General features: G+C 48.2%; 23 protein-coding genes and 1 pseudogene. 22 read left to right on the top strand and 2 right to left on the bottom strand.

Going from position 1 to position 23,191, the window contains the following annotated elements:
- Window positions 1-5 precede the first annotated feature (5 nt).
- The 13 genes and pseudogenes from H8S54_RS08845 to H8S54_RS08790 all read left to right on the top strand — a co-directional run bounded on the left by H8S54_RS08845 (window position 6) and on the right by H8S54_RS08790 (window position 14,029).
- Window positions 6-1,712 carry a hypothetical protein gene (locus tag H8S54_RS08845; RefSeq protein ID WP_186901312.1) on the top strand — a complete coding sequence of 569 codons (1,707 nt, stop codon included), beginning with the start codon at window positions 6-8 and terminating at the stop codon, window positions 1,710-1,712.
- A gap of 76 nt (window positions 1,713-1,788) precedes the next feature.
- The gene (locus H8S54_RS08840; RefSeq protein WP_186901311.1) at window positions 1,789-3,654 is read left to right on the top strand and encodes a DUF2357 domain-containing protein; all 1,866 of its coding nucleotides are present in this window, start codon (window positions 1,789-1,791) and stop codon (window positions 3,652-3,654) included.
- Between the two features lie 3 nt (window positions 3,655-3,657).
- Window positions 3,658-4,320, top strand: a complete 663-nt coding sequence (locus tag H8S54_RS08835; RefSeq protein ID WP_021926998.1) for a signal peptidase I — start codon at window positions 3,658-3,660, stop codon at window positions 4,318-4,320.
- Window positions 4,321-4,409: 89 nt separating this feature from the next.
- A complete protein-coding gene (locus tag H8S54_RS08830) occupies window positions 4,410-5,432 on the top strand; it encodes a PhoH family protein (protein ID WP_021926997.1) in 1,023 nt (340 codons plus the stop codon).
- A 190-nt stretch (window positions 5,433-5,622) separates the two neighbouring features.
- Window positions 5,623-6,120, top strand: a complete 498-nt coding sequence (gene ybeY, locus H8S54_RS08825; RefSeq protein WP_021926996.1) for an rRNA maturation RNase YbeY — start codon at window positions 5,623-5,625, stop codon at window positions 6,118-6,120.
- Between the two features lie 35 nt (window positions 6,121-6,155).
- Window positions 6,156-6,350, top strand: a pseudogene (locus H8S54_RS18955) (DUF6783 domain-containing protein).
- A 31-nt stretch (window positions 6,351-6,381) separates the two neighbouring features.
- Complete coding sequence (locus H8S54_RS08820; RefSeq protein ID WP_173767498.1) at window positions 6,382-7,395, top strand: DUF3048 domain-containing protein; 1,014 nt, start codon at window positions 6,382-6,384, stop codon at window positions 7,393-7,395.
- Between the two features lie 354 nt (window positions 7,396-7,749).
- Entirely contained in the window at window positions 7,750-8,607 is an 858-nt protein-coding gene (proB, locus tag H8S54_RS08815; protein WP_021926994.1) for a glutamate 5-kinase, read from the top strand.
- 36 nt (window positions 8,608-8,643) lie between these two features.
- The gene (locus tag H8S54_RS08810; protein WP_021926993.1) at window positions 8,644-8,865 is read left to right on the top strand and encodes a DUF896 domain-containing protein; all 222 of its coding nucleotides are present in this window, start codon (window positions 8,644-8,646) and stop codon (window positions 8,863-8,865) included.
- Window positions 8,843-9,424, top strand: a complete 582-nt coding sequence (locus tag H8S54_RS08805; RefSeq protein WP_117849891.1) for a 5-formyltetrahydrofolate cyclo-ligase — start codon at window positions 8,843-8,845, stop codon at window positions 9,422-9,424. Before H8S54_RS08810 ends, H8S54_RS08805 begins: the two co-directional genes overlap by 23 nt.
- 1 nt (window position 9,425) lies before the next feature.
- Window positions 9,426-10,667 (top strand): glutamate-5-semialdehyde dehydrogenase, encoded by a 1,242-nt coding sequence (locus H8S54_RS08800; protein ID WP_334298048.1) that lies wholly within the window; start codon window positions 9,426-9,428, stop codon window positions 10,665-10,667.
- Window positions 10,668-10,755: 88 nt separating this feature from the next.
- The gene (locus H8S54_RS08795; protein WP_186901309.1) at window positions 10,756-12,990 is read left to right on the top strand and encodes a hypothetical protein; all 2,235 of its coding nucleotides are present in this window, start codon (window positions 10,756-10,758) and stop codon (window positions 12,988-12,990) included.
- A 121-nt stretch (window positions 12,991-13,111) separates the two neighbouring features.
- A complete protein-coding gene (locus tag H8S54_RS08790; RefSeq protein WP_243000131.1) occupies window positions 13,112-14,029 on the top strand; it encodes a M14 family zinc carboxypeptidase in 918 nt (305 codons plus the stop codon).
- On the opposite strand, the gene H8S54_RS08785 is transcribed toward H8S54_RS08790, so the two are convergent.
- The gene (locus H8S54_RS08785; RefSeq protein WP_279288574.1) at window positions 14,030-15,400 is read right to left on the bottom strand and encodes an MATE family efflux transporter; all 1,371 of its coding nucleotides are present in this window, start codon (window positions 15,398-15,400) and stop codon (window positions 14,030-14,032) included. It lies immediately after the preceding gene.
- A gap of 211 nt (window positions 15,401-15,611) precedes the next feature.
- Between H8S54_RS08785 and H8S54_RS08780 the strand changes: the two genes are divergently transcribed.
- From H8S54_RS08780 to H8S54_RS18450, 9 genes are all read left to right on the top strand, one after another.
- Complete coding sequence (locus H8S54_RS08780; protein WP_021926987.1) at window positions 15,612-15,977, top strand: BMC domain-containing protein; 366 nt, start codon at window positions 15,612-15,614, stop codon at window positions 15,975-15,977.
- Window positions 15,978-15,988: 11 nt separating this feature from the next.
- Window positions 15,989-16,417, top strand: coding sequence for a BMC domain-containing protein (locus tag H8S54_RS08775; protein ID WP_021926986.1), 429 nt, complete (start codon window positions 15,989-15,991; stop codon window positions 16,415-16,417).
- Between the two features lie 35 nt (window positions 16,418-16,452).
- Entirely contained in the window at window positions 16,453-16,983 is a 531-nt protein-coding gene (locus H8S54_RS08770; RefSeq protein ID WP_021926985.1) for a EutP/PduV family microcompartment system protein, read from the top strand.
- Window positions 16,980-17,486, top strand: coding sequence for an NUDIX hydrolase (locus tag H8S54_RS08765; RefSeq protein WP_243176731.1), 507 nt, complete (start codon window positions 16,980-16,982; stop codon window positions 17,484-17,486). The genes H8S54_RS08770 and H8S54_RS08765 overlap by 4 nt, the downstream gene beginning before the upstream one ends.
- 130 nt (window positions 17,487-17,616) lie before the next feature.
- Window positions 17,617-18,069 carry a hypothetical protein gene (locus tag H8S54_RS08760; RefSeq protein ID WP_186901307.1) on the top strand — a complete coding sequence of 151 codons (453 nt, stop codon included), beginning with the start codon at window positions 17,617-17,619 and terminating at the stop codon, window positions 18,067-18,069.
- Window positions 18,066-19,805, top strand: coding sequence for a helix-turn-helix domain-containing protein (locus tag H8S54_RS08755; protein ID WP_117849900.1), 1,740 nt, complete (start codon window positions 18,066-18,068; stop codon window positions 19,803-19,805). Before H8S54_RS08760 ends, H8S54_RS08755 begins: the two co-directional genes overlap by 4 nt.
- Before the next feature lie 43 nt (window positions 19,806-19,848).
- Window positions 19,849-20,919, top strand: coding sequence for a hypothetical protein (locus H8S54_RS08750; RefSeq protein WP_173767487.1), 1,071 nt, complete (start codon window positions 19,849-19,851; stop codon window positions 20,917-20,919).
- Window positions 20,920-21,096: 177 nt separating this feature from the next.
- A complete protein-coding gene (locus tag H8S54_RS08745) occupies window positions 21,097-21,633 on the top strand; it encodes a hypothetical protein (protein ID WP_021926979.1) in 537 nt (178 codons plus the stop codon).
- 125 nt (window positions 21,634-21,758) lie between these two features.
- Window positions 21,759-21,893, top strand: a complete 135-nt coding sequence (locus H8S54_RS18450; protein ID WP_279288573.1) for a hypothetical protein — start codon at window positions 21,759-21,761, stop codon at window positions 21,891-21,893.
- Window positions 21,894-22,029: 136 nt separating this feature from the next.
- On the opposite strand, the gene H8S54_RS08740 is transcribed toward H8S54_RS18450, so the two are convergent.
- On the bottom strand, window positions 22,030-22,911 hold the full coding sequence (locus tag H8S54_RS08740; RefSeq protein WP_186901306.1) for an AraC family transcriptional regulator: 882 nt from the start codon (window positions 22,909-22,911) through the stop codon (window positions 22,030-22,032).
- Window positions 22,912-23,191 lie beyond the last annotated feature (280 nt).

The following is a 23,191-nucleotide window of genomic DNA, read 5'->3' as shown; positions in this document are numbered from 1 at the left end:
AGACTGTGAGTGAATTCCTGAAATTTGCCTATGAGCTTTTGTCTCAGGTTGTTTATAACATTGTGACCTGGCTGGTGGCTTTTCTGAAGCTGTTTATTACAGGCTGGGCAGAGTATTTCCTGATTTTCCGTACATATTTTCCTACACTGGAAGTGTTTGCCAAGATCCTGTCAGTGATCCTGATGATCATTTTGTTTGCCATTCCGGTGCTGCTGGTGATCATTCTGGTGCGCCATATGATCCTGCGTCATCAGCTGAAGGCAGACAAGACAGACAATGCAGCATTATATAAAGAAATCGGACGTCTGAACAAGCAGGTCCTTTCTCTGATGGAAGAGAAGAACAGCATTCTGGCGCTGAAGGTCAATGCCATGGGCGGCACCAAGCGGATTCCTTACGTTGGGGCGTCTGCCCTGACCGATGATGTGCTTCCCACTGTTGGCGAGGTTACAAGCGGCAAGGGACTGGCTGAAGCAGCTGCTACTGCAGCAGGTGCGGGAGCTGTGGCTGCCGGTGCTGTGATTGCTGCCGCAGAAGGCGGAGTGGCTGGTGCTGCGGGCGTGCCGTCAGCAGCTGCAATGGCGTCTGCCCCGGTTGTAAACGCCGTTATTTCTGAAGCGAAGAAGAATATCGGCCATCGTTTCCCCAAGCTTACCCTTGTGGACGAGAAGTATGCCAACTATCAGATTCCCGAGTACAACAACGATATCACACTGGAAGAGTTTGCAGAGGGCTACCGCCTTTTTGCAGCAAGCCAGCTGAAGCTTTACTATACACCTGAGATCGTCCGCAGATTTGTTGCCGGTATGGCAGCAAGTAAGCTTCTGATCCTGGAAGGTATTTCCGGTACTGGTAAAACCAGTCTTCCTTATTCCTTCAGCCGTTATCTTTACAATCCGGCGACCATTGTTTCCGTGCAGCCTTCTTACCGTGACAGAAGTGAGCTGTTAGGATATTTCAATGAGTTTTCCAAGCGCTTCAATGAGACTGAGTTCTTGAGAGCGCTGTATGAAGCGAACTACCGTGAAGAGCCGACCCTGATCGTGCTGGATGAGATGAACCTTGCCCGTATTGAGTACTATTTTGCAGAAATGCTTTCCGTACTTGAGATGCCGAGCAAGGATGAGTGGGTTCTGGATCTGGTTCCTACCGCATGGGAGGGTGATCCTGTGAAAATGGATGGCGGTAAGATCCATGTTTCCGATGCCACCTGGTTTGTGGGTACTGCGAACAACGATGATTCTACCTTTACCATTACCGATAAGGTTTACGACCGTGCTATGCCAATCGAGCTCAATGAAAGAGCCGATGCCTTTGAGTGCGACCCGCAGCCGGCCTGCTATGTGACCACCGAGCATCTGGAATATCTGTTCCAGAAAGCCAAGGTGGAGCACCCGATCAGCGACGATCTTATGGATAAGATGCAGAAGCTTGACAGCTATCTGGTTACCAGATTCAAGCTTTCCTTTGGTAACCGTATTATGAAGCAGATGTATGATTTCATTCCGGTTTATGTAGCCTGCGGCGGTACAGAGCTTGACGCCATGGATTACATTGTGGCACGTAAGGTTCTGAAGAAATTCGAAAGTATGAACGTCAGCTTTGTAAGAGATGAGATCACAGGCCTGATCAATTACATCGAGAAGACCTTCGGAAAAGCAGGCATGGAGGACAGCAAGTCTTACCTGAGAAGAATCCAGAATCTGTATTAAAGAGTAACGGTTCAGCAGCCGCTGTTTTGCGAAGGTGCTGAACCGTTGCATTAAGAAGTAGTTAAGGAGAACGAAGATGGCAAATACGATAGGCGACTTATATGCCAAATATACCACCCAGGTCGGGGAGACGCTGGAGGATGACAGGTATTTCCAATATCTGTTCGAGATGGTTCAGGCAGGAGACAATACCCTGCAGCAGAAGAACCGGATTTTGCATAAGGTTGTAGATGAGCAGTGGCTGACTGTTGTGGAGGAAGGTATTGAGTCCATTTTCAATATCGTAGATAAGCCCAGAAGGTTTATTGCCACATCTGAGGAGGTTGTGCCCGTTGCCCTTGCCAAGAAAATTACGGCAGACAGCGTGCGCCACTTAAGTCAGAATACCCAGTTTATTGCGTCCAATGAGAACGGGGAGATTCAGCCAACCCGTATTCTTAATGTGACCACAGAGGAGAGCTATGATCTGTATGAGAACCGTTTTGTTTATCATCTGATCCAGAGGCTTTTCTCATTCGTTGATAAACGTACGGATGTCATCTTCTGGTCTACAGGGGATGAGACCTGCAATACCATGAGCATGGAGAGCAAGATTGACGATGCTTATGAGGAAATTTCCTATAAAATAGAGATGACCATCAAGAATCGTCAGAGCTTTGTGGAAAATGACAGCGACAATATGGACGTCTTCAAAAGAATTGACCGTGTGCGAAGAATGGCCAGAACCTTAAGGAGCAGCTCTTTCTGTGACATTATGAACGGCTGTGCCAAGGTGCGAAGCCCCATCCAGCGTACCAACCTGATGATGAAGGATCCGGATTACCGTACCTGCTACAAGCTTTGGCAGTTTATTGAAAGCTATGATGAGGTGGGATACACCATCGAGGAGCGGGATTCCGCTCTGGAATTCGATGAAGAGTACCTGCTGCAGATGTACACCAACCTGATCACCAACTATACCGTATTTAAGAGTCTTCTGGAATCTGATCCTCGGAAAATGTCCGAGATCGCCAGCAAGCATCCTGCTCCCGTGAAGCCCAAATTCATCAAGGAGATCAAGGAAGAGATTGTAGAGGATTACAATATTCCGGATGTGGAAGTGCGCAAGGTGATCATTGAGGAAGTGACTCAGGCGCAGCTAGACGCGGAGGCGAAGCTGGAGGAAGAGACTGCCCGCTGCAAGGAAATCGAGGAGCAGAAATCCCAGCTGGAGGATTCCCTCAATGATCTTCAGTGGCAGATGCAGTCTTTGATGGACCAGATGGAAGCCTTAGAAGAGCAGAAGTCCCAGCTGGAAGCACAGCGGACTACTCTTGAGATCCAGTTAGAAGACAGCGAGGAGACCTTAAAGGCAGCCCAGAGTGCCCATGAGGAGACTTGCAAGGCTTTGAAGGAAGCAGAAGAGAACGGCCGCAAGGCGGAGGAAGCCCGCTGGCAGGCAGAGGAGACAAGCCGCCAGAGTGAGGAAGCCCGCATCAAGGCTGAAGAAGAGAAAACTGCTGCCCAGAAGGCCAGCCAGGAAGCACAGCAGACCATGGAATCTGCCAGAGAGCAGATGGCACAGGCCAAAGAACGCGCCGACCAGCTGGAAGAGAGTACCCGTCTTGCAAAGGCAGAAGCTGACCGCATGATCGCAGCAGCCAGAAATAAGGCACGTACCGATGTTTCCGATGCCCAGAAGAAGGCAGATCAGGCGGTGAAGGAAGCGCAGTTAGAAGCGAAGAAGAAAGTGGAAGCTGCACAGAAGAAAGCCCAGAAGGATGTGGACCGTGTGAAGAAGCAATCTGCAGAATCCCTGGAGCAGGTGAAGCAGCAGCTTGAAGAGGCGAAGAAGGAGAGGGAAAAAGCAATTGCCAAAGCCCAGGCCAATACTTTGTCCCACTATATCGTGAACGCTCTGCAGGATCGCCGCGACCGTAAGAACAAAGAGGATGACAATTAATCCATGTTGAAAAAAATAATATACGGCATTGTCAATTTTATATCAGTAGTGATCATAGCAGCAGCCATTGTGGTGCTGATCATGGTCTTGCTGACCAAGCCTGGAAAACCGCCCAGTATAGGCGGTTTTACTCTGCTTCGGATCACTACCGGAAGCATGGTGCCTACCTATGATGTGGATACCATGATCCTGGTGCAGGAGACCGATCCTTCCCAGATCAGGGAGGGAGATGTGATTTCTTTTTATTCTTCTGATCCTATGCTGGACGGGGCGGTGAATACTCACCGTGTGGTAAGGATCGAGAAAGATGGCGGTCAGTATGTTTATACCACCAAGGGAGATGGGAATAATGTGGAAGACCCCTATGATGTGAAATCAGAATACCTTGTGGGAAAAGTGATCTGGTCATCTGTGATCCTGGGAAAAATTTCCAGACTGGTTTCCAATCCGCTGATTTTTATCCCGGTGATCCTGGTACCGTTGGCTGTGATTTTGCTGAGCAATTTTTTCCAGACAATTTCCCTTGCCCGCAAGATTGCGAAGGAAGAGGAAGAGGCAGCCATCCGGGAAGCGGTAGAGCAGTTTCGTAAGAAGAAAGAATTGGAGAAGCAGGATAGTATAAAAGAATCTGACGCGGAAAGTCAGAAGCCAGAAGAGACAGAATAAAGTGTGGCGAAAAAGCATTTCTGCAAATGGTGACCCATATTTGGCAGAATATTTTTTGAAGCACACTCAGAAATAAGGAGGAGCAGCATTTGAAATCCGCGAATATAGAGATTGACTCATTAGACATTTTACAGGAGCTTTTCGGTATCAATGACAAGCTGATCAAGGTGATCGAGAAGCGTCTTGGGGTATCTATTACCCAGAGAAATTCCAGTATTACCGTAAGCGGCACCAATGACGGACGGATCCGCAGTGCCGTGAATATTATTGAAGCCATGCAGGAAGCTTTAAGCAAACAGCAGCAGCTTTCTGTGGATATGATCCATCGTTTTCTGGATGAGACGGACGAGGGGGATGACCAGGACGAGGATATTGCAGACAGTACCCGTAAGGTACTGGGGGATGCGGTAACTCTGAATTACAAGAACATTCCCATTCGCACCAAGACCATCGGCCAGAAGAACTACATTAACGCATTGAAAAACAATACGGTCACCATCTGCATCGGACCGGCTGGTACAGGTAAAACCTATCTGGCAGTTGCCTATGCGGCGGAGATGTTCCGAAATGATGAGATTGAGAGAATCATTCTCAGCCGTCCTGCTATTGAAGCGGGAGAGAAGCTTGGCTTTCTTCCGGGAGACCTGCAGGAGAAGGTAGACCCTTATCTGAAGCCGCTGTATGATGCTTTGAATGATGTGTTTGGCCCGGATCAGGCGGCCAAGCTGCGGGAGAGGGGAATCATTGAGGTGGCACCTCTTGCCTACATGCGAGGACGTACTTTGAATAACAGTATGATCATCATCGACGAGAGCCAGAATGCTACGCTTCCTATTTTGAAAATGGCGCTGACCCGTATCGGTGTGGGCTCCAAAATGATTCTTACCGGAGATGTGACCCAGATCGACCTTTCCAAGGAGACCGACTCCGGTCTGCAGAAATGTGCGTCTATTTTGAAAAATGTGGATGACATTGCCACGATTTCTCTGACCAACCGTGACGTTGTCCGCTGTAAGATTGTGAAGGATATTGTTAAGGCATTTGAGAAGGAAGAGGCGAAGGCTGCGGAGAAGACGCAGAAGCGGGCAGCTCGAAGGAGTGGAAGATCTTAAGTGTGCCCCCAGTTTGCTGCCAGGCTGACGGCGAAGGTTTTTGGCTGATGATGGAACTCTCAAAAGGGAAAGTTGTCATTACAGATACGAATTGGAATATTATAAAATAAGTACAACTATTCAGTTCGCTTAGTTTGGAGTATCCCTTTGGATCACTGAAAGGTTGTACATTACACCAGGAGGGAAAGCTTTGGTTACAATAGAATATGAATGTGAGACAGATTTTGACCTGGGCCTGGATTGCCCCGCTCTTGCGAAAATCGTTGCCGAGAAGGTGCTGGACATGGAGAAATGTCCATGGGATGCACAGGTGAATCTGGTTCTTACGGACAATGAAGAGATCAAGCGTGTAAATACAGAGTTCAGGGGAATAGAGAGAGCCACAGATGTGCTTTCTTTCCCAATGCTGCCTTTTGAGACTCCGGCAGATTATTCTGTGGCAGAGGACGATGAGTCCTGTTTTGACCTGGACAGCGGAGAGCTTCTTCTGGGGGATATTATGATTTCCGCAGAGCGGGCAGCTGCACAGGCAGAAGAGTACGGACACAGTGTGAAGCGTGAGTTCTGCTTCCTGGTTGCCCACAGTATGCTGCATCTTCTGGGATATGACCATATGACTCCCGAGGAAGCTGCGGATATGGAGGCAAGACAGGCGAAGGCACTGGATGAGCTTGGAATTACCCGCTGATAGCTAGAGCGTGTTTGAAAAAGGCTTTCTGCAAGATGTGCGTCACAATTTGTGGGAGATTTTGTCCGGATGAGGGCGCCGTAGCGGGCTACGGCAACTGAATTCGGGCAAAATATACCGCAAAGTGGGGCGTGCAGATTGCAGGAATGATTTTTCAAACAGGCTCTAATACGGTAAAAATTAAGACAAGTCAATATAGCAGCTGTTTAATATTCGCCGTATTAGGATGAAGATTTGTTGACAGCGTAAGGAGGAAAAGACATGAAGAAGAAAATGCTGAAATTTCTTGCAGGCGTGCTGATTTCCTGCACATTGGCTGGTTCAGCCGTAAGCGTACAGGCAGAAGACAATCTGGAAATGCAGGTGACAAGCTATCTGACCGGAGAGGATGTGCCTGAGAGCGTTGGAAGAAGACGCCCCATTGCAGTCATGCTGGGCAATGATACCAACGGTGCACCCCAGAGCGGTACCGGAAATGCCGGGGTTATTTATGAAGCACCTGTGGAGGGCGGCATTACCAGGCTTATGGCGGTCATCGAGGATTACGATAATCTGCAGAGAATCGGCTCTGTGCGAAGCTGCCGTGATTATTATATTTTCTACGCCAATGAATTTGATGCCATTTACGCACATTATGGACAGGCTGTGTATGCACTTCAGTATCTGGATCAGCATGTGATCGATAATCTGAACGGACTGACTCTTGGAAATGCCTATTACCGGACTACAGACCGTGTGGCACCTCACAATGCCTACACAGATGCAGCCCACCTTCAGGCAGGAATCCAGAGCCTTGGCTACAGCCAGCAGTATCCGGAGGGCTACACCGGACATTATCAGTTTGCGCCGGAGGGAACAGAGATTACTTTGGATGAAGGAGCACCGGCGACCCTTGTGAAGCTGGATAACTTCTGGGACAATCATCCCTGGTTTGAATACAATGCCGAGACCAAGGAATACAGCCGCTTCCAGTTTAATGCACCTCATGTGGACCAGCTGACAGGACAGCAGCTGACCTGTGACAACATTATTCTTCAGTATTCCGGTTATCAGGCTTATGATGCCAATGGCTATCTGAACATTGATACCCAGTCCGGCGGCAGCGGCAAATACATTACCAGAGGCAAGGCAATCGATATTACCTGGAGTAAGGATTCCCAGTGGGGTACTACCCATTACTATGATTCCAACGGCCAGGAGATCCAGCTGAACCGCGGCAAGACCTGGGTAGAGATCGTGCTCAATGATTCTGTAGGATCTGTGACTTTGCAGTGACAGAATTCATGGCTGCCAACCAGGATTTTTATAGTAATAGTAAATAAGAGAATGGGGGATTTCAGGGACAAGTACGTGTTTATGCCGCGCCCTGAGATCCCTGTTTTGTTTATATGAGGTTAGAGCCTTTTTCAAACAGGCCCTAGAGCCTGCCCCCAGAAGCATTTATATTAATTTTTTTTGGAAAATGTGAATTTTTTTTGAAATTATTCATCCATTATCCAAAATTATAGACGAATGAAGAAAAATGATGTAAGATAAGTAGCAAAAAGGTAACTGTGAAGGTGCTGAACAGTTGCCAAAAGGGTTATTATTTTTTTATTACATTAACGATTAACGGAGTTGACTAGAACAATGAATTACCGGGAAAGACTGAAAGAGAAAAAACGTGTGGTAATCAAGATCGGCAGTTCCTCCCTTACCCATCCGCAGACAGGCAGACTGAACCTGCGCAAGCTTGAGGTACTGGTAAGAGAGCTGGGAGATCTTCGCAACCAGGGCAAGGATGTGGTATTGGTATCCTCAGGAGCCATTGCAGTGGGCGCGGCAGCCCTTGGCTTTAAGGAGAAGCCTCAGGAGTCCCGCCAGAAGCAGGCGTGTGCAGCTGTGGGACAGGCCAGGCTGATGATGATCTACCAGAAGCTGTTCGGAGAGTACAACCAGATGGCAGGCCAGATCCTGATGACCAAGAACACCATGGTAAACAATGCCAACCGTAAGAATGCGGAGAATACCTTCAATGAGCTTTTGTCTATGGGTGTAATCCCCATTGTAAATGAGAATGACTCTATTTCCACCTACGAGCTGCAGTCCCTGGAGAAATTCGGAGACAACGATACCCTTTCCGCAGTGGTAGCAGCCCTGATCGGTGCAGATCTTCTGATTCTGATGTCCGATATAGACGGGCTTTTCACAGATGATCCCAATACCAATCCGGAGGCGGAGTTTATTGATACAGTTGAGCAGCTGGATGACAAGCTTTTGAACATGGGAAAAGGCTCCACCGGAAGCAAAGTTGGTACCGGCGGCATGGCCACCAAGCTGACCGCAGCCAGAATTGCCACAGCGGCAGGCACGGATATGGTGATCGCCAACGGCGGCGACTTCCATAACATCCACCGTATTGTGGAGGGGGATAAATGCGGCACCCTTTTCGTAGGAAAGAAGCAGGAAGAGTTTTACCTGATAGATTATATAGAGAAATTGTTATAAGTGTATTACAGATTATAAATAGAAGAGGAGTATAATATGGACAGTAAAATGATTGATCGGATCAACACCCTTCATCACAAGGCACAGAGTGTTGGTCTTACAGAGGAAGAGAAAATTGAGCAGGCGAAGCTTCGCAAGGAGTATATTGCCACTATCAAGATGAACCTGCGCAACCAGCTTGACAATATTGACATCAAGGAAGCCGATGGTACCATTGTGAACCTTGGAGAAAAATATGGAAGAAAAAAGACTCATTAGAAAACAGATTTTTGCAGCCAGGAAGCAGTGCGCCGATGAGCAGGTGGAAGAATGGAGCCGCCAGCTGACCGAGCGCGTGATCCGGCTTCCGGAATTTTTGCAGGCAGACCGCGTTATGGCTTATGCAGATTACAATCATGAGGTCATGACAAGGTTTATTATTGAGGAAGCCTGGAAATCCGGCAAGGAAGTGGCAGTTCCCAAGGTGGTGGGAAAGGACATGGTCTTTTACCGCCTGACAGATTTCTCCCAGCTCGCTCCTGGATATTTCGGAATTCCGGAGCCTACAGAAGGAGAGACTGTGGACTGGACGGATGCCCTTATGATCATGCCGGGAGTGGCCTTTGACCGTGAGAACCACAGAGTGGGATACGGCGGAGGCTTTTACGACCGTTTTCTGGAGAAGCATCCGGATACTCAGCGGGTTGCAGTTGCCTTTGATTTCCAGATCCTGGATCAGGTTCCCACAGAGCCGACCGATATCTGCCCGCAGATCATTGTGACGCAAAGCAATATTTACAGGAATGCCTTACCGAAGGGAGGACTTATAAATGAATGAAATGCTGCAGACTCTGGGCGAAAATGCCCGGGAAGCGGAAGTGATTCTTCGCAATCTTGGCACTGCGAAGAAGAATCAAGTCTTAGAAGCAGTGGCAGACAGCCTTGTGGCACACGCTGATAAGCTGCTTGCGGCCAATGCCATAGATGTAGAGAACGGCAGACGCAACCATATGCCGGAAGGCCTTGTGGACCGTCTGATGCTGACGGAAGCGAGAATAGAGGGAATGGCAGAGGGTCTGCGCCAGGTAGCGGCTCTTGACGACCCTATTGGGGAAGTAACCGGCATGAAGAAACGTCCTAACGGACTGATGATCGGTCAGAAAAGAGTTCCCCTCGGTGTAATCGGAATCATTTATGAAGCCAGACCAAATGTGACCGCAGATGCTTTTGCCCTTTGCTTTAAGACCGGCAATGTTGTGATATTAAAAGGCGGAAGCGATGCCATCCATTCCAATACTGCCATTGTGGACTGTATCCGCAGTGCCCTGAAAGCCCAGGATCTTACAGAGAATGCCATCCAGCTGATCCAGGACACTTCCAGAGAGACCACCGCAGAGTTTATGAAAATGAACGAGTACGTGGATGTACTGATTCCAAGAGGCGGCCGGGGACTGATCAAGGCGGTTGTAAACGGCAGCACCATCCCGGTAATCGAGACCGGTACAGGCAACTGTCACATTTATGTGGATGAGAGCGCGGATCTTAACATGGCGGCAGACATTGTGATGAATGCCAAGACCCAGAGAGTGGGCGTGTGCAATGCCTGCGAGTCCCTTCTGGTTCATGAGAAAGTGAAGGATGCGTTCCTTCCGGTTCTGGCAGAGCGGCTTCGCACCAAGCATGTAGAAATGCGTGCGGATGAAGCAGCCAAAGCACTGATTCCGGATGCGGTTTCTGCTACGGAGGAGGACTGGGGAACCGAGTACCTGGATTACATTCTTTCTATTAAAGTGGTTAGTTCTGTGGAGGAAGCTATCCGTCATATTAACCGCTACAATACCGGACATTCAGAGGCAATCATCACCCGGGACTACAACAACGCGCAGAAATTCCTGGATGAGGTGGATGCGGCAGCAGTGTATGTAAATGCTTCCACCCGTTTTACTGATGGTTTTGAGTTCGGATTCGGAGCAGAGATCGGAATCAGTACCCAGAAGCTTCACGCCCGCGGCCCAATGGGACTTCTGGCCCTTACTTCTACGAAATATATCATTTATGGAAATGGACAGATTCGCCCATAAGTTTGATTTTTGAAATGAAATATGTTATACTGGACTTTGATGTTAATACTTAATACGGGGGACTCGTTTATAAGGAGGACTTTTTGAAATGAAAAAACAGCAGATTTTAGCGTTGATCATGGCTGGAACTCTTGCTGCCGGAATGGCTCCGGCAACTATGGCGTTCGCAGAGTCAGATGCCCAGACCGTGACAACAGACGATACAGCAGCTGCCGTGGAGTCAGATGAGGCTGCAGAGCCTGTTCAGGATACCGCTGCTCCGGCAGAAGAAGGGGATGCCGCAGCGGAGACACCGGCAGCACCGCCAGCAGAGGATAACACTGCAGATAATGCCGCCACGCAGGAACCATCCCAGGATCAGACAGATACTCCTGCAGCAGATCAGAGCACCGACAGCAGCCTGGCAGACGGATTCGGAAGCGGAGATGCAGAGACTCAGGAAGCCGGAGAAGCTGGCATTGCCACACAGGCAGAGGAGGCTGGAACAGAGGAAGAGACTTCCACCTGCAAGATTTATTTCCAGGATGCCGAGGGCAATCAGACCGAGTGCAAGACTCTGGCAGATGCAATTTTGATGGCACCGGCCAACGCAGATAAGAATGCGGCTCCATCCCAGATTCTTGTGACAGGTACCATTGAGATTTCCGATACCATCGTGATCTCTGACAGCCGGAATGTGTCCATCGCAGCAGCAGAGGACGGTACTGTGATCAAGCGTGCAGATGGATTCCTGGATGATATGTTTATGGTTCAGGGGGAGAACACCGCATTTCAATTTGGCACAGGCAAGAATGGGGATACAGTTTTATCTTTGACCGTAGATGCCTCTTCCGCAGATGATGCAACAGGTTCTATTGTTTCTCTTGAGAAGGGATATTTCGGAATGTCTGACGGTGTTACCTTAACAGGCAACCGTACCAGCGCGCCTGGCTCTGCAATTTACAACCAGGGCGGAAGTATTGGTCTTGGCGGCGGTACCATCACGGACAACCAGTCGATGGATAAGGGCGGAGCAATTTACAGTGAAGGTGAAATCCGTGTATCTGGCAATGTGATCGTCAGCGAAAACTACGATGATGGAGTGAATTACGAGAACAGTATCGTTTTGAGCGGTGAGAACGCATATATTGCAGCTACGGGAGTCCTTTCAGATACTGCAAACCTGCAGGTGAGAAGAAGCGATGCAGATGTAGTGAAAGCATTTGTCACAATCGGCAAGGATGCAGATGGAAATGCTTACACCACTATGGAGAATGTACTGGAGCATGTACATTACCTGGACACTGATAAATATACAGTTAATACAACTACTGGACAGCTGGAAGAAGTGAAAACACCAACTGTTGAACGTATGAAACTGAAAGCAGAGTCCCTGGCCTGGAATACAGCGTATGATCATACTGTAGACCTGAGCTTCACTACCAATGATGCTGGTGTGGGCGGTAAATATTACGCAACCTGGGTGAAGAAATCAGAGGATACTCCAAGCTTTGAAGATGTGAAGAACAATAATGTGGCAGAAGGAGATATCGCAACGAAAGTTGAGGTACAGCTTACAGGTGTTGCATATGATACAGATATTAAGGTTGTAGTTTATGGCGTAGATTCCAAGGGCGTGGAGGCTGAGAAACCTCTTGTACTGACTCTGGATGCCAAGGCAACACCAACAGAGGAACCGGCTGAACCGACTCCGACCACACGTCCGGCCCTTACTCCTCCTGTAACAGACAGCAAGGTAACCGGTCTTGAGGAGCCGCTGGCATTCTATCCGAAGACTATGTACAACTTCAAGGTTGTTGGTGCAGGAACCGAGAATACCAATCCGGTTAAGGGAGATACCAAATGGGTACCTTATGGATGGAGTGTGAATAAGGATAATATCCGCAGCGGATATGAGAAGAGTTTCTCTATTGGAAACAAATACGGTATCAAGGATGCCAAGACCTTTACCATGTATATCTTCTTCCAGAAGTACATATACAACGGCACTGACTGGGTAGCTGTTTCCGGCGTACAGGAGGCTCTGGAGCAGAAATTCTACTCCAAGGCAATTGAGTTCACCGTAACACCGTCCGGCACGATTACTCCAACCGGTACAGATGGAAGCGGCAGTGGAGACGGCTATAATGGCGGCTCCGGAGACGGCAGTGATTCCACAGATCCTGAGAACTATAGCGGAGATGACAGTTCTACAGGCTCTTCTTCTGCAAGCAATGCAAGAACAGCCGACAATTCTCCGATTGCAACCATGATGATGCTTGCAAGTCTTTCTCTTGTAGCAGGCGGATATGTTCTGGTAAGAAAGAGAAAAAGAGAGAACTAAGTATGATAAGGCAGGTCATTTTGACCTGCCTTTTTGCATATAATACTATTGCGGCGGGGGACAGGCTGGTACGGAAAATGCAATACTGCCTGAGATTTTCCTCCGCTGCAGGAGGTAGAATATGCGGGCAGAATTTATGCCAAAAGAACAAAATCATACATATGAAAAGCTCTACTACACATTATGGGAGCTTGCTGGCCGTTACAGCGGCTTTTGCCAGTTTCGCGCAGTGGGAAACAGCCATGATGACAGGCTGATTCCTATGTTAGAGGTGGGAAACGGAGCGCAGATGATTTTTTGCGTGGCTGGAATTGACGGAACCCAGAACCTGCTTCCCCGGCTTTTGATTCAGATGGCAGAAGAGTACTGCCGGGCTTATGAATGCGGCTGGCAGCTGGAAGAATTTTACGAGGTGAAAAAATTGCTGGACAAGATCCGGATCTGTTTTCTTCCCCTTCTGAATCCGGATGGATATGAGATCAACCAGAGCGGTTTTTCCATGATCCGAAATCCCATTTACCGGCAGATGCTTCGGATGCAGAGCATTCCGGCGAAAGATTTCGGGTACAATGCCCGGGGCGTGGACATTTGTCATAATTTCCCCACTGTCCACTACATTCGTTCCAGGATGGGAGAGGAGCCTGCCAGCGAGAATGAGACGAAGGCACTGATCCGGATCATGCAGGAATACGGAGGCAGAGGGCTTCTCACTTTCGGACAGGCCGGCAGGGAAATCGTGTATTATCACAGCGAACAGGGGATGGGAGGTCTGCCAAGGTCGTACCGTCTTGCCAGACATATGCAGAAATCCTCGTCCTATCATCTGGAACGGGAACCAGGCTCACAGTCTTCCGGGAAGAAATTCAAAGGGATGGGAACCCCGGAACAATATTATATTCAGACAATAAAACAGCCAGCCTTTCGCATCAAGGTTCCCGCACCCGGGAACGATGGAAAAGCTGGCGAAGAAAGCCAAACGAAAATTTATGAAGAGATTCATTTGCTGCCGCTGGAGTACATTTTCTCGCTGGAAAATTAATCAGGCTGTTTCATACTTCTTCCGAATATCCTTCATAACAAAGATATAGGAAACACCTGTAAAGACAGCTGCGGTAAACCAGGCTGCCGGGTCACAGAAGCAGGCAAGCGGGTAGCTTGTGAGAGCCATGGAGATCATGGCAACCACCAGTCTGGCGATCAGCTCGGACACACCGCCCATCATAGGAAGGAAGCCGTAGCCGCATCCCTGCATGGTATTTCGGAATACGAAGATGGTGCTAAGCGGAATATAGAAGATCACGCTTAAGTACACATAGGTTTTCGCCCAGGGAAGCATGGCGCTCATGTCCACATCTCCGGTAAAGAACAGTCCCAGTGCAGGCTTTAAAAGCAGGCACACAAGAATGGCGGCACCGATAGAGTATACGATACAGGCCTGAAGGGCAGCCTTCACACCCTGGCGGATACGGGGGATATCACCCTTGCCGAAGTTCTGGCCGCTGTAGGTGGCCATGGTCTGTCCCATGGCGATCATTCCCTGTGTAACCAGGTTCTGCACCTTGTTGGCAGCTGTAAACGCGGCCACTGCTGTGGAGCCAAACAGGTTAATAGCAGACTGCATCACCATGGTTCCGGAAGCGGTGATGGCAAACTGAAGAGCCATGGGGATTCCCATAGCCAGCTGGTGGCGGCTCTCCTTGCTATGAAGCTTCCAGTGGTGTCTGTTCGGCGCAAGGGCAGGCATTTTTGTGTAAATGTAGACAAGGCAAAGGATCGCGGAGATTCCCTGGGAAAGTATGGTGGCGCTGGCAGCCCCTGCAACTCCCATCTTAAAGTTGATAATGAATACCAGGTCCAGAATCACGTTCAGCACTGCGGAAAAGACCAGGAAGACCAGCGGAGTCCGGCTGTTTCCCACTGCACGCAGGTAGGAGGAAAACAGGTTGTAAAAAATAGTGGCAATGATTCCCGCACTGATGATCATGATGTATGTGTAGGCATCCTGGAAAATATTGTCCGGCGTGTTCATCAATTTCAGCAAACCGTGCATGCTGATCATGCTGAGAGCACTGATGGCTACGGTAAAAATCAGGGACAGAAGGATTCCGTTGGCAACGCTGACCTTCACTCCCTCTTCGTCCTTGGCGCCGAACCGTTGGGCGGTGAGTACCGAGAACCCGGCGGTGATTCCCTGTGCAAAGCCAACTACAAGGAACATGATGGTTCCGGTGGAGCCAACTGCCGCCAGGGCATCGGCACCTACGAAACGGCCTACGATAATCGTGTCCGCCATATTATAAAGCTGCTGAAAAATGTTTCCGATAATAAGCGGAAGCACAAATTTCAGGATCACAGGCAATGGCTTGCCTTTGGTCATGTCTTTTTCCATTCTAAACCCCTTCTTTTTCAAAAAATCTGTACTAAAAGTTTCATATAAAATGGCTTCATTTTTTCTTGTTTTTGAAGCGAAAGTTATTTTATCACACTACGGGTAAGATGTCACCATTTTATTTTGAAAAAATTGCTGAAAGCGAAGGCTGATGCTTGCTATTTTATGGAGCAAATGGTACAATTAAAAATAGTATGTGAAGAGATTTTTTCGAAAGAGAGGCATTCTATAAATGGCAAATGATCATGGAGAACAGATTAGAATCGTACAGGAGACTGTGGCAGGTAAGGAGATTACCTTTGCCCATGTAATGGGAGGCCCGGCACCGATTATTTATCAGAAGTTAGGACTGAATCCTCAGCTGGATTACCGTTCCTCTGCAATCGGCATCATGAATATGACACCGCCGGAGTCCGCAGTTATCGCATCTGACATTGCGGTAAAGAGCGGCAACGTATATCTTGGCTTTGCAGACCGTTTCACAGGAACCCTGATCATCACAGGAGAGATTTCCGATGTAATGTCCGCTATGACAGAGATCGTGGATTATTTCCGTGATTCCTTAGGATATGTAGTCTGCAATATTACGAAGCGATAGGAAGTATGGGCATGGAGCGAATAACGAAGGAAGAACTGCTGGAAATGCTGTTCCATGATGATTATGAGCACCTGAAGGGGAAGAAGCTGCGCATGACCCGCGTGCGTGTTCCCGGCAAGGAGGTTTGCCTGGCCCACGTGATCAGCCCTTCCCAGTCCTGCATTTATGAGAATCTGGGACTTCATATCGGGGTTCATGAGGGGGAGGACCATACAGGGGAAGCCATCGGGTTGATCCGTTTTACCCCCTGGGAGGCAGTTGTGGTGGCAGCGGACGTTGCCATGAAGAGTGCGGATGTGCAGATCGGGTTTATGGACCGTTTCTGCGGCTCCCTGATCCTGACAGGCGGACTGTCACAGGTGCAGACTGCGGTAGAAGAGGTTGTGCGCTTTTTTGACCAGGAGCTTGGCTTTAAGGTGTGCACAGTTCATAAAAGTTAAGTAAAGAGTATAGCTAAAGATAAGGGACGAGATAGATGAAGAAGATTTTTCTGATGGGCAGAAGCGAAGCCGGCAAGACCTCACTGACACAGGCGCTGAAAGGCGAGGAGCTTCATTATATAAAAACGCAATACACCAATTCCAATGATGATACCATTGACTCTCCGGGGGAATATGCGGAGTCCAAGCGGTTCAGCGTGGGACTTGCCTGCTTTTCCTTTGAGGCAGACGTGGTGGCAATCGTGCAGGCAGCAGATGAGCCGTTCAATCTGTTTGGGGCAAGCTGCCGTTCCTTTATCCTGCGTCCCCTTATCGGCATCATCACCAAGATTGATTCCCCCTACGCCAATATCCCCATGGTAAAGCAGTGGCTGATCAATGCAGGCTGCGAGCGGATTTTCATGGTCAACAATGTGACAAGAGAGGGAATTGACGAGCTTATGGAATATCTGCAGGAGGATCCTCCAAGCCTTACCCTGGAGCAGGCCAAGTTTAAACAAAGCCTTGGCTTAAATGAGTGGGATCCTCTTCCTGAGGGAGTCACTTATCCGGAGGGAATCAGATGATGGCACAGACAGAAGCAAAGAGAAGCCCCCTTACCACCTTATGCTACCTGGAAAGAGACGGTCAGTATCTGATGCTGCACCGCATTTCCAAGAAGAATGATGTGAACAAGGGGAAATGGATTGGCGTGGGAGGTCATTTTGAAGAGGGAGAAAGCCCGGAGGAGTGTATGCTCCGGGAGGTTTTTGAGGAGACGGGCTATACCCTTACCTCCTGGAAATTCCGCGGGATTGTCACGTTTTCACAGGAGGGCTATGGCACGGAATACATGTGCCTTTACACTGCAGATGGTTTTACAGGAACCATGAAGGAATGCGACGAGGGGAAACTGAAATGGATTCCTAAGGACGAGATCTGGAATCTGAGCTTATGGGAGGGGGATAAGATTTTTCTGAAGCTTCTGAATGAGGATGTTCCCTTCTTCTCACTGAAATTAAGCTATAAAGGGGATGAGCTGGTAGAGACCGTACTGGATGGACGTCCTCTTGAGAGTCAGTCATACTAACGGATTGCCACATTTGTCATAGACAAATGTGGCAATTTGCTTTATAGGACAGATTTATAGTGTATACTGAAAGTAGCTATTAAGGTATTGAGCAGTTACCTGCTAAGTACAAAGAAAGGAGGACACCAGAATGGCTCGGATCATTTTTTTCATTTTTGCAGTTATGTGCTGCATTACGACAGGAAGCAAGGCTTCCCAAAGCTTACCGGAGGAAAAAAGCACTCTCACCGGAGCTTACCTTTATGAGTTGCCTGGCAGCAGCCAGATGAAGGATATGCAAAAGGTGCTGCCCTCCGAAATAGAATTCAGAAAGGACACGGAAGGACTGTTAACGGTGACGAAGCTTACTTCCCCGGATGAAATCAGGACAGCTGTAGATGCCTTTCTTCAGATCCGGATTGGTGATAGGACAGACATTTTTGTAACGGATCAATATGATGTCATTTCCTTTTTCTTTCCGGATAATACAACGGTGTCCTTTCAGCTGAATGGCAGAAGCCTGGAATGGAGGAACCAGGGCAAGACAGAGCTTTATGACTTGGAGAATGCAGAGCTTTTCTGGGAGGAGGTTAGTATAAGGTGACATTTCAGGAGCAGTTGAATTTATATATGGAAGAGCTTTCCTGCAGCGGCAGGGAGCTTGCCAAAAACAGCGGTATTTCCGAAACCATTCTCAGCCGATACCGAAAGGGCGAACGTATTCCCGGTGCAGACAGTGATTATCTGAAAAAGCTTGCAGCAGGAATTGCCCTGACTGCAGAGCAAAAAGGAAAGAAAATAGATCAGGAAAGGGCTTTGGAGGCTCTTTTGGCAGCCTTGAAGCAGGAAGAAAAAACAGAGATTTTTTATTACCAAAAGTTTGATATTCTTCTTCGGGAACTGGAAATCAATGTATCCAAAATGGCATCTGCCCTGCACTATGATCCGTCCTATATTTCCAAGATCCGAACAGGAAAAAGAACACCCTCAGATGTCCGGGGCTTTGCAGAAAATGTATGCGGATATATTGTAAGGAATTTTTCCGGTCAGGAGGAGCTAAGCAAAATTGCTGCACTGACAGGCTGTGACAATGAGACACTGACGCATCCGGAGAATTCCTTTCTCCTTTTGCAGAATTGGCTTTGTGTGGGAAAATTTGAGACAATGGATTACATATCCGGCTTTTTGCAGAAAATGGATGAATTTAACCTGGATGATTACATACGGGCCATTCATTTTGACAGCTTCAAGGTACCTAAGGTACCTTTCCAGCTTCCAGTTTCCAGACAATACTATGGACTGAAGGAAATGCGGGAGGGAGAGCTGGATTTTCTGAAGCACACAGTATTATCTAAATCTATGGAGCCGCTGCATCTGTGCTGCGACATGCCTGTGGAGGACATGGCTCAGGATGAGGAATTTGCAAAGAAATATATGTTTGGCCTTGCCATGGTTCTGAAAAAAGGGCTTCACATTCACATTATCCATGACGTGGAGCGGCCTATGAAGGACATGATGCTGGGGCTGGAAAACTGGATTCCTCTTTATATGACCGGGCAGATTTCCCCGTATTATCTGAAGGGGATTCAGAACAAGGTCTACTGCCATCTCCATTACACCTCAGGTCAGGCGGCAATGACAGGGGACTGCATTAGCGGACACCATGACACCGCCCACTATTATCTGACCAGCCGCAGGGAAGAGGTGGAGATCTGCAGGAAAAACACAGAATATCTGCTGAAAAAGGCACATCTTTTGATGGAAATTTACAGGGAGGAAAAAAGAGAAGGTCTTTTCGATTTCCTGGAAAAGGACAGTCACGTGGAGGGCAGGCGCAGAAGGATTCTGGCAGCACCGCCGCTGTTTGTAATGCCAGAGGAGCTTTTGAAAGAGCTTCTTGGGAAGAATCAGATGGAGAAAGCCAAGTGCTCCAGAATTCTTAAAGTATATGCCAGGGAGCGTGAACGGATGGAAACCATACTGGCTCACAGCCCGGTTTCGGATGAGCTGTCCCAGGTGACAAAAGAGGAGTATGACAAATATCCGGTGATGCTTCCGCTGGCAGAGTGTTTTCTGGAAAAGGATGTTGTGCTTACCTATGAGGAATATATGACCTGCGTGGAAGCGGCAAAGGAATATGCCAGGACGCATGAAAACTATCAGTTTTCTTTTACAAAGGTCAAGGGCTTTCACAATATCCAGATTACCTGTCACCAGGAAAAATGGTGCATGGTTTCCAAGAATAAGGCACCGTCCATTCACTTTGTGATCCATCATCCCAAGCTGCGATATGCACTGGAAAATGTGGTTCTTCCAATCCGGGATGAGGGGCTTATTTAATCCATATATCATATAACATATAACATGAAGGAGGCGTGTAGAAATGAAAAAATCATGGAGAAAGACAATTACCGCAGTTTGCATGGGAACCATGCTGTTTTCCGGCAATGTTTACGGGGCGGACAGCTCCCAGGATCTGATGGCGTATACGGATAACGTGCTGTCGGACGGATCCTTGATCTATTATTTTGAGGAAGTTGCAGTTACCCTTCCTGCTGACTGGCAGGGGAAATTTGAAATTGTGACAACGGACAATTCTGCCGCCTTTTATCACAAGGCAAGCCATGAGAAATGGCAGGAAAAATATGGGGAGGACGGCGGCAAACTGTTTACCTTGTCCTGCACCATCAATCACGATTTTTCCGAGCTGCCGGATTTTACCTATATCGGATTCAGTGAGGATTCGGTGATGAATTATTTCATGATCTTCCCCACTGATTTCCAGGCCTACACAGAGGACGAAGCCGTGGCCGCCGAATTTCAGCAGATGAACGCAGAAATTGATTTTGTGAAGCAGAATGCTTATATGTTAAGTGAGGGGGCACCTGTGGGGGTTCCTGCATCTGGAAGCTCTGCAGACATTGGAGCTGCCACAACTGTACCGGGGATTCCGGGAGGAAATGGAAGTTCTGACACCTCTGATTTCCAGGAGTCCCAGGCGGGATACACAGGAAGCTGGGTTCAGGTGAGAGGGGAATTTGAGCTGTATCTTCCATCGGATTGGGAATCTGTGGATTTGGACGAGGAAGATCAGGCAAACGATATTTACTTCGCCGCAATGTCCTCCGACCAGAATGCCATCCTGGTTGCTATGTCCATGAACCTGACAGATGGTTACACCCAGGAGGAAATCGACGCGGAGCTTGCCGAGGGCAATTACAGTTCTTTATTTGAGGTGGCACAGGATGCCATGGCTCAGCAAGGCTATACCGTAGAAAAAACAGAAACCATCAATGACATCCCCTGCGCCTTCTTTTCCAATGAAGACGATTACGGAATCGTATTTATGGACCAGAGCGATTCGGTAATGGAAGTGGTCTATCTTACAGGAGGAGATGTGCGTAATAACGATACGGTGCAGGCAATGCTGCACTCTGTAAGATGGGCAGGGTAAGCAGGAAGCTTTGCCCATCTTGCAGGTGGAGACAGTGACTACACAAAGCATGTAGATAGTACCCGTTCTGTAACCTCAGATACAGCTGCCTCAGACCCCATAGAAGATATTGAAAGCACTGTAAGCGATGTACTAAAGCAGGGCGGAGCAGGAAATGACACTGCTTCCGGCGGTACTGTGGGAAATATCGGCGGTGTTTCCTCCAGCGTGGAGGATGGGCAGACAGGTGCAGATTCTTCTGACGGCAGTGGGGATGGTACACAGATGGGAAGCATCACGTTTTCTCAGGACACTGTGGGATATGCGGGAACCTGGGTTCCTTTTGAGGATGGTTTTCAGCTGTATCTGCCAAGTGACTGGGATGTGTACAATGTGACGGAAGAGCAGAGCCAGCAGGGTGTGCTTTATATTGCAGGAGATTCTTCCGGTGCTGAGACTGCGCCTGGAATTTCCGTAGTGTGGGCTTACAGCGACGGAGCCGAGACCATTGAAGAGGTTGCCGCTGCCATCGGACAGGGAGGGTACCAGGTGGACGATATCGTTTCCATCAACGGAATCCCCTGCGTTTCCTACCGGATCGAGGAAAGCGACTGCAGCGCTATCATGTTTTTCCATCCCACCAACAGGCAGTACCTGTTCTGCGTAACAGGCGTGGGATACGCGGCTAACGTGGATACGATCTGCTCGATCCTGACCTCCGTAAGCCTCACCTGATAAATACAAATCATTTTTTTCTCTTAAACAAAAAAGCCGTTTTGCACTGCTATATTTTTCTAGAAGTACAGCACTGCAAACGGCTTTTTATATTTGCTGAAACGTGGGGCAGAGTACAGGGGACTATGAAACTGCCTTACGTTGGGGGTGCTTATTCCAGCAACACAGACAGGCATTATAATAATTTTGGCTTTTTGTACAGCAGTGACAGACATAAGCTGATAAAAATGGCACCTGTATTTGACGAATGCCGGAAATAAGAGCCAGCCAGATCGCAGAAACCGTACAGCGCAAGTTAGAGTATCTTCAGCTTTTTCAGGAGGGAAAGAAGATTTGGAAAAAGGAAAAGCTGGGAAAAATTTTGTTTTCGTAAAAAACGGGCATTTTTGAACTGTTTTATTGCCGTTTCCTATATTCTCGGGGGCTGCAACCCTTTACCTTGGCGAAAACCTTGGAGTAATAATTAGAATCGGAGAAGCCTGCGTTTTCTGCCACGATGCTGATCTGCGTTCCTTTGCAGAGATCCTCCAGACTTCGCTCAATGCGGTATTCCTGAAGATAAGTAAATAAGGTGGTATTCATGTGCCGCTTAAACAGCCGGGTACATTCACTTTCACAAAGGTGGATGTGCCCGGAAATGTCTTTCAGGGTAATGGGGTGGCTGTAGTTTTCCTCAATATAGGAAAGGATCTTCTTAAGCCGGTCGTAATCCGGACTGTTTTCCTGGGTGTCCTGGGGTTCGTAGGTAATGTGGGAGAGAAGCAGCCGCCACATCATCTGCAGATGAATGGTGATATCCAGCTCATAAAATTCAGGCTTTTTCTGATCCAGGGAAATAATTGCAAGAAGATGCTCCCGGAATGCACTGTGCCAGGTTTCGCTCTGATCAATGCAGACAGCAGGCAGGCGGGGATCCTGGATCACCGGGTCCACATATTTGCTGTTTATGGTGCTTTGGAAAAATCCGTAGATCAGCCTGGGGTCGAAGGTCACCGGAATGTAGGAGCAGTCCTGGTGGTTTTCCATGGCACCGGAGTGCAGGGCATTGGAATTGTTGAACACGATATCCCCTTCTTTCAGATGGTAGGTTAGGTTGTTCACCTTGTAGCACATGGAGCCGGTCTGCACATAGGTGATTTCGATTTCGGGATGCCAGTGCCACATGAAAGCCCCGGATTCATATTCAGAAAGCTTCTGGTAGCTTACCAGGAAAGGGAAATGCTCGCTGCCGTGCTGTTTTAATTCTTTTTGAAACTGGTTGGTGATGATCTGCGCCATGGTGTGTGCCTTTCTTTTTTAATACATTGTAAAAGCGCAGCGATTGTTTACTGGCAGTGTGCCTAGAGCCTGTTGCCGGACACAGAGTGAACAGTGATGAATCGCATAAATTTACCTGTAAAGTACTTGTATTATACACTATAAAGTCTTAAAAACGCAAGATATTACTGATACTGCGCAAATTATTTAAGGTATTCCATATTGGATGCGATATAATAAGAGATATATTACATAAGAGACACCATATCAACCTAATTATATTATTTACACATAATATCAT

The organism is Blautia segnis (genome assembly GCF_014287535.1).
GTDB classification, from domain to species: domain Bacteria; phylum Bacillota; class Clostridia; order Lachnospirales; family Lachnospiraceae; genus Blautia_A; species Blautia_A acetigignens.
This window is presented reverse-complemented; position numbering and strand designations above follow the sequence as displayed.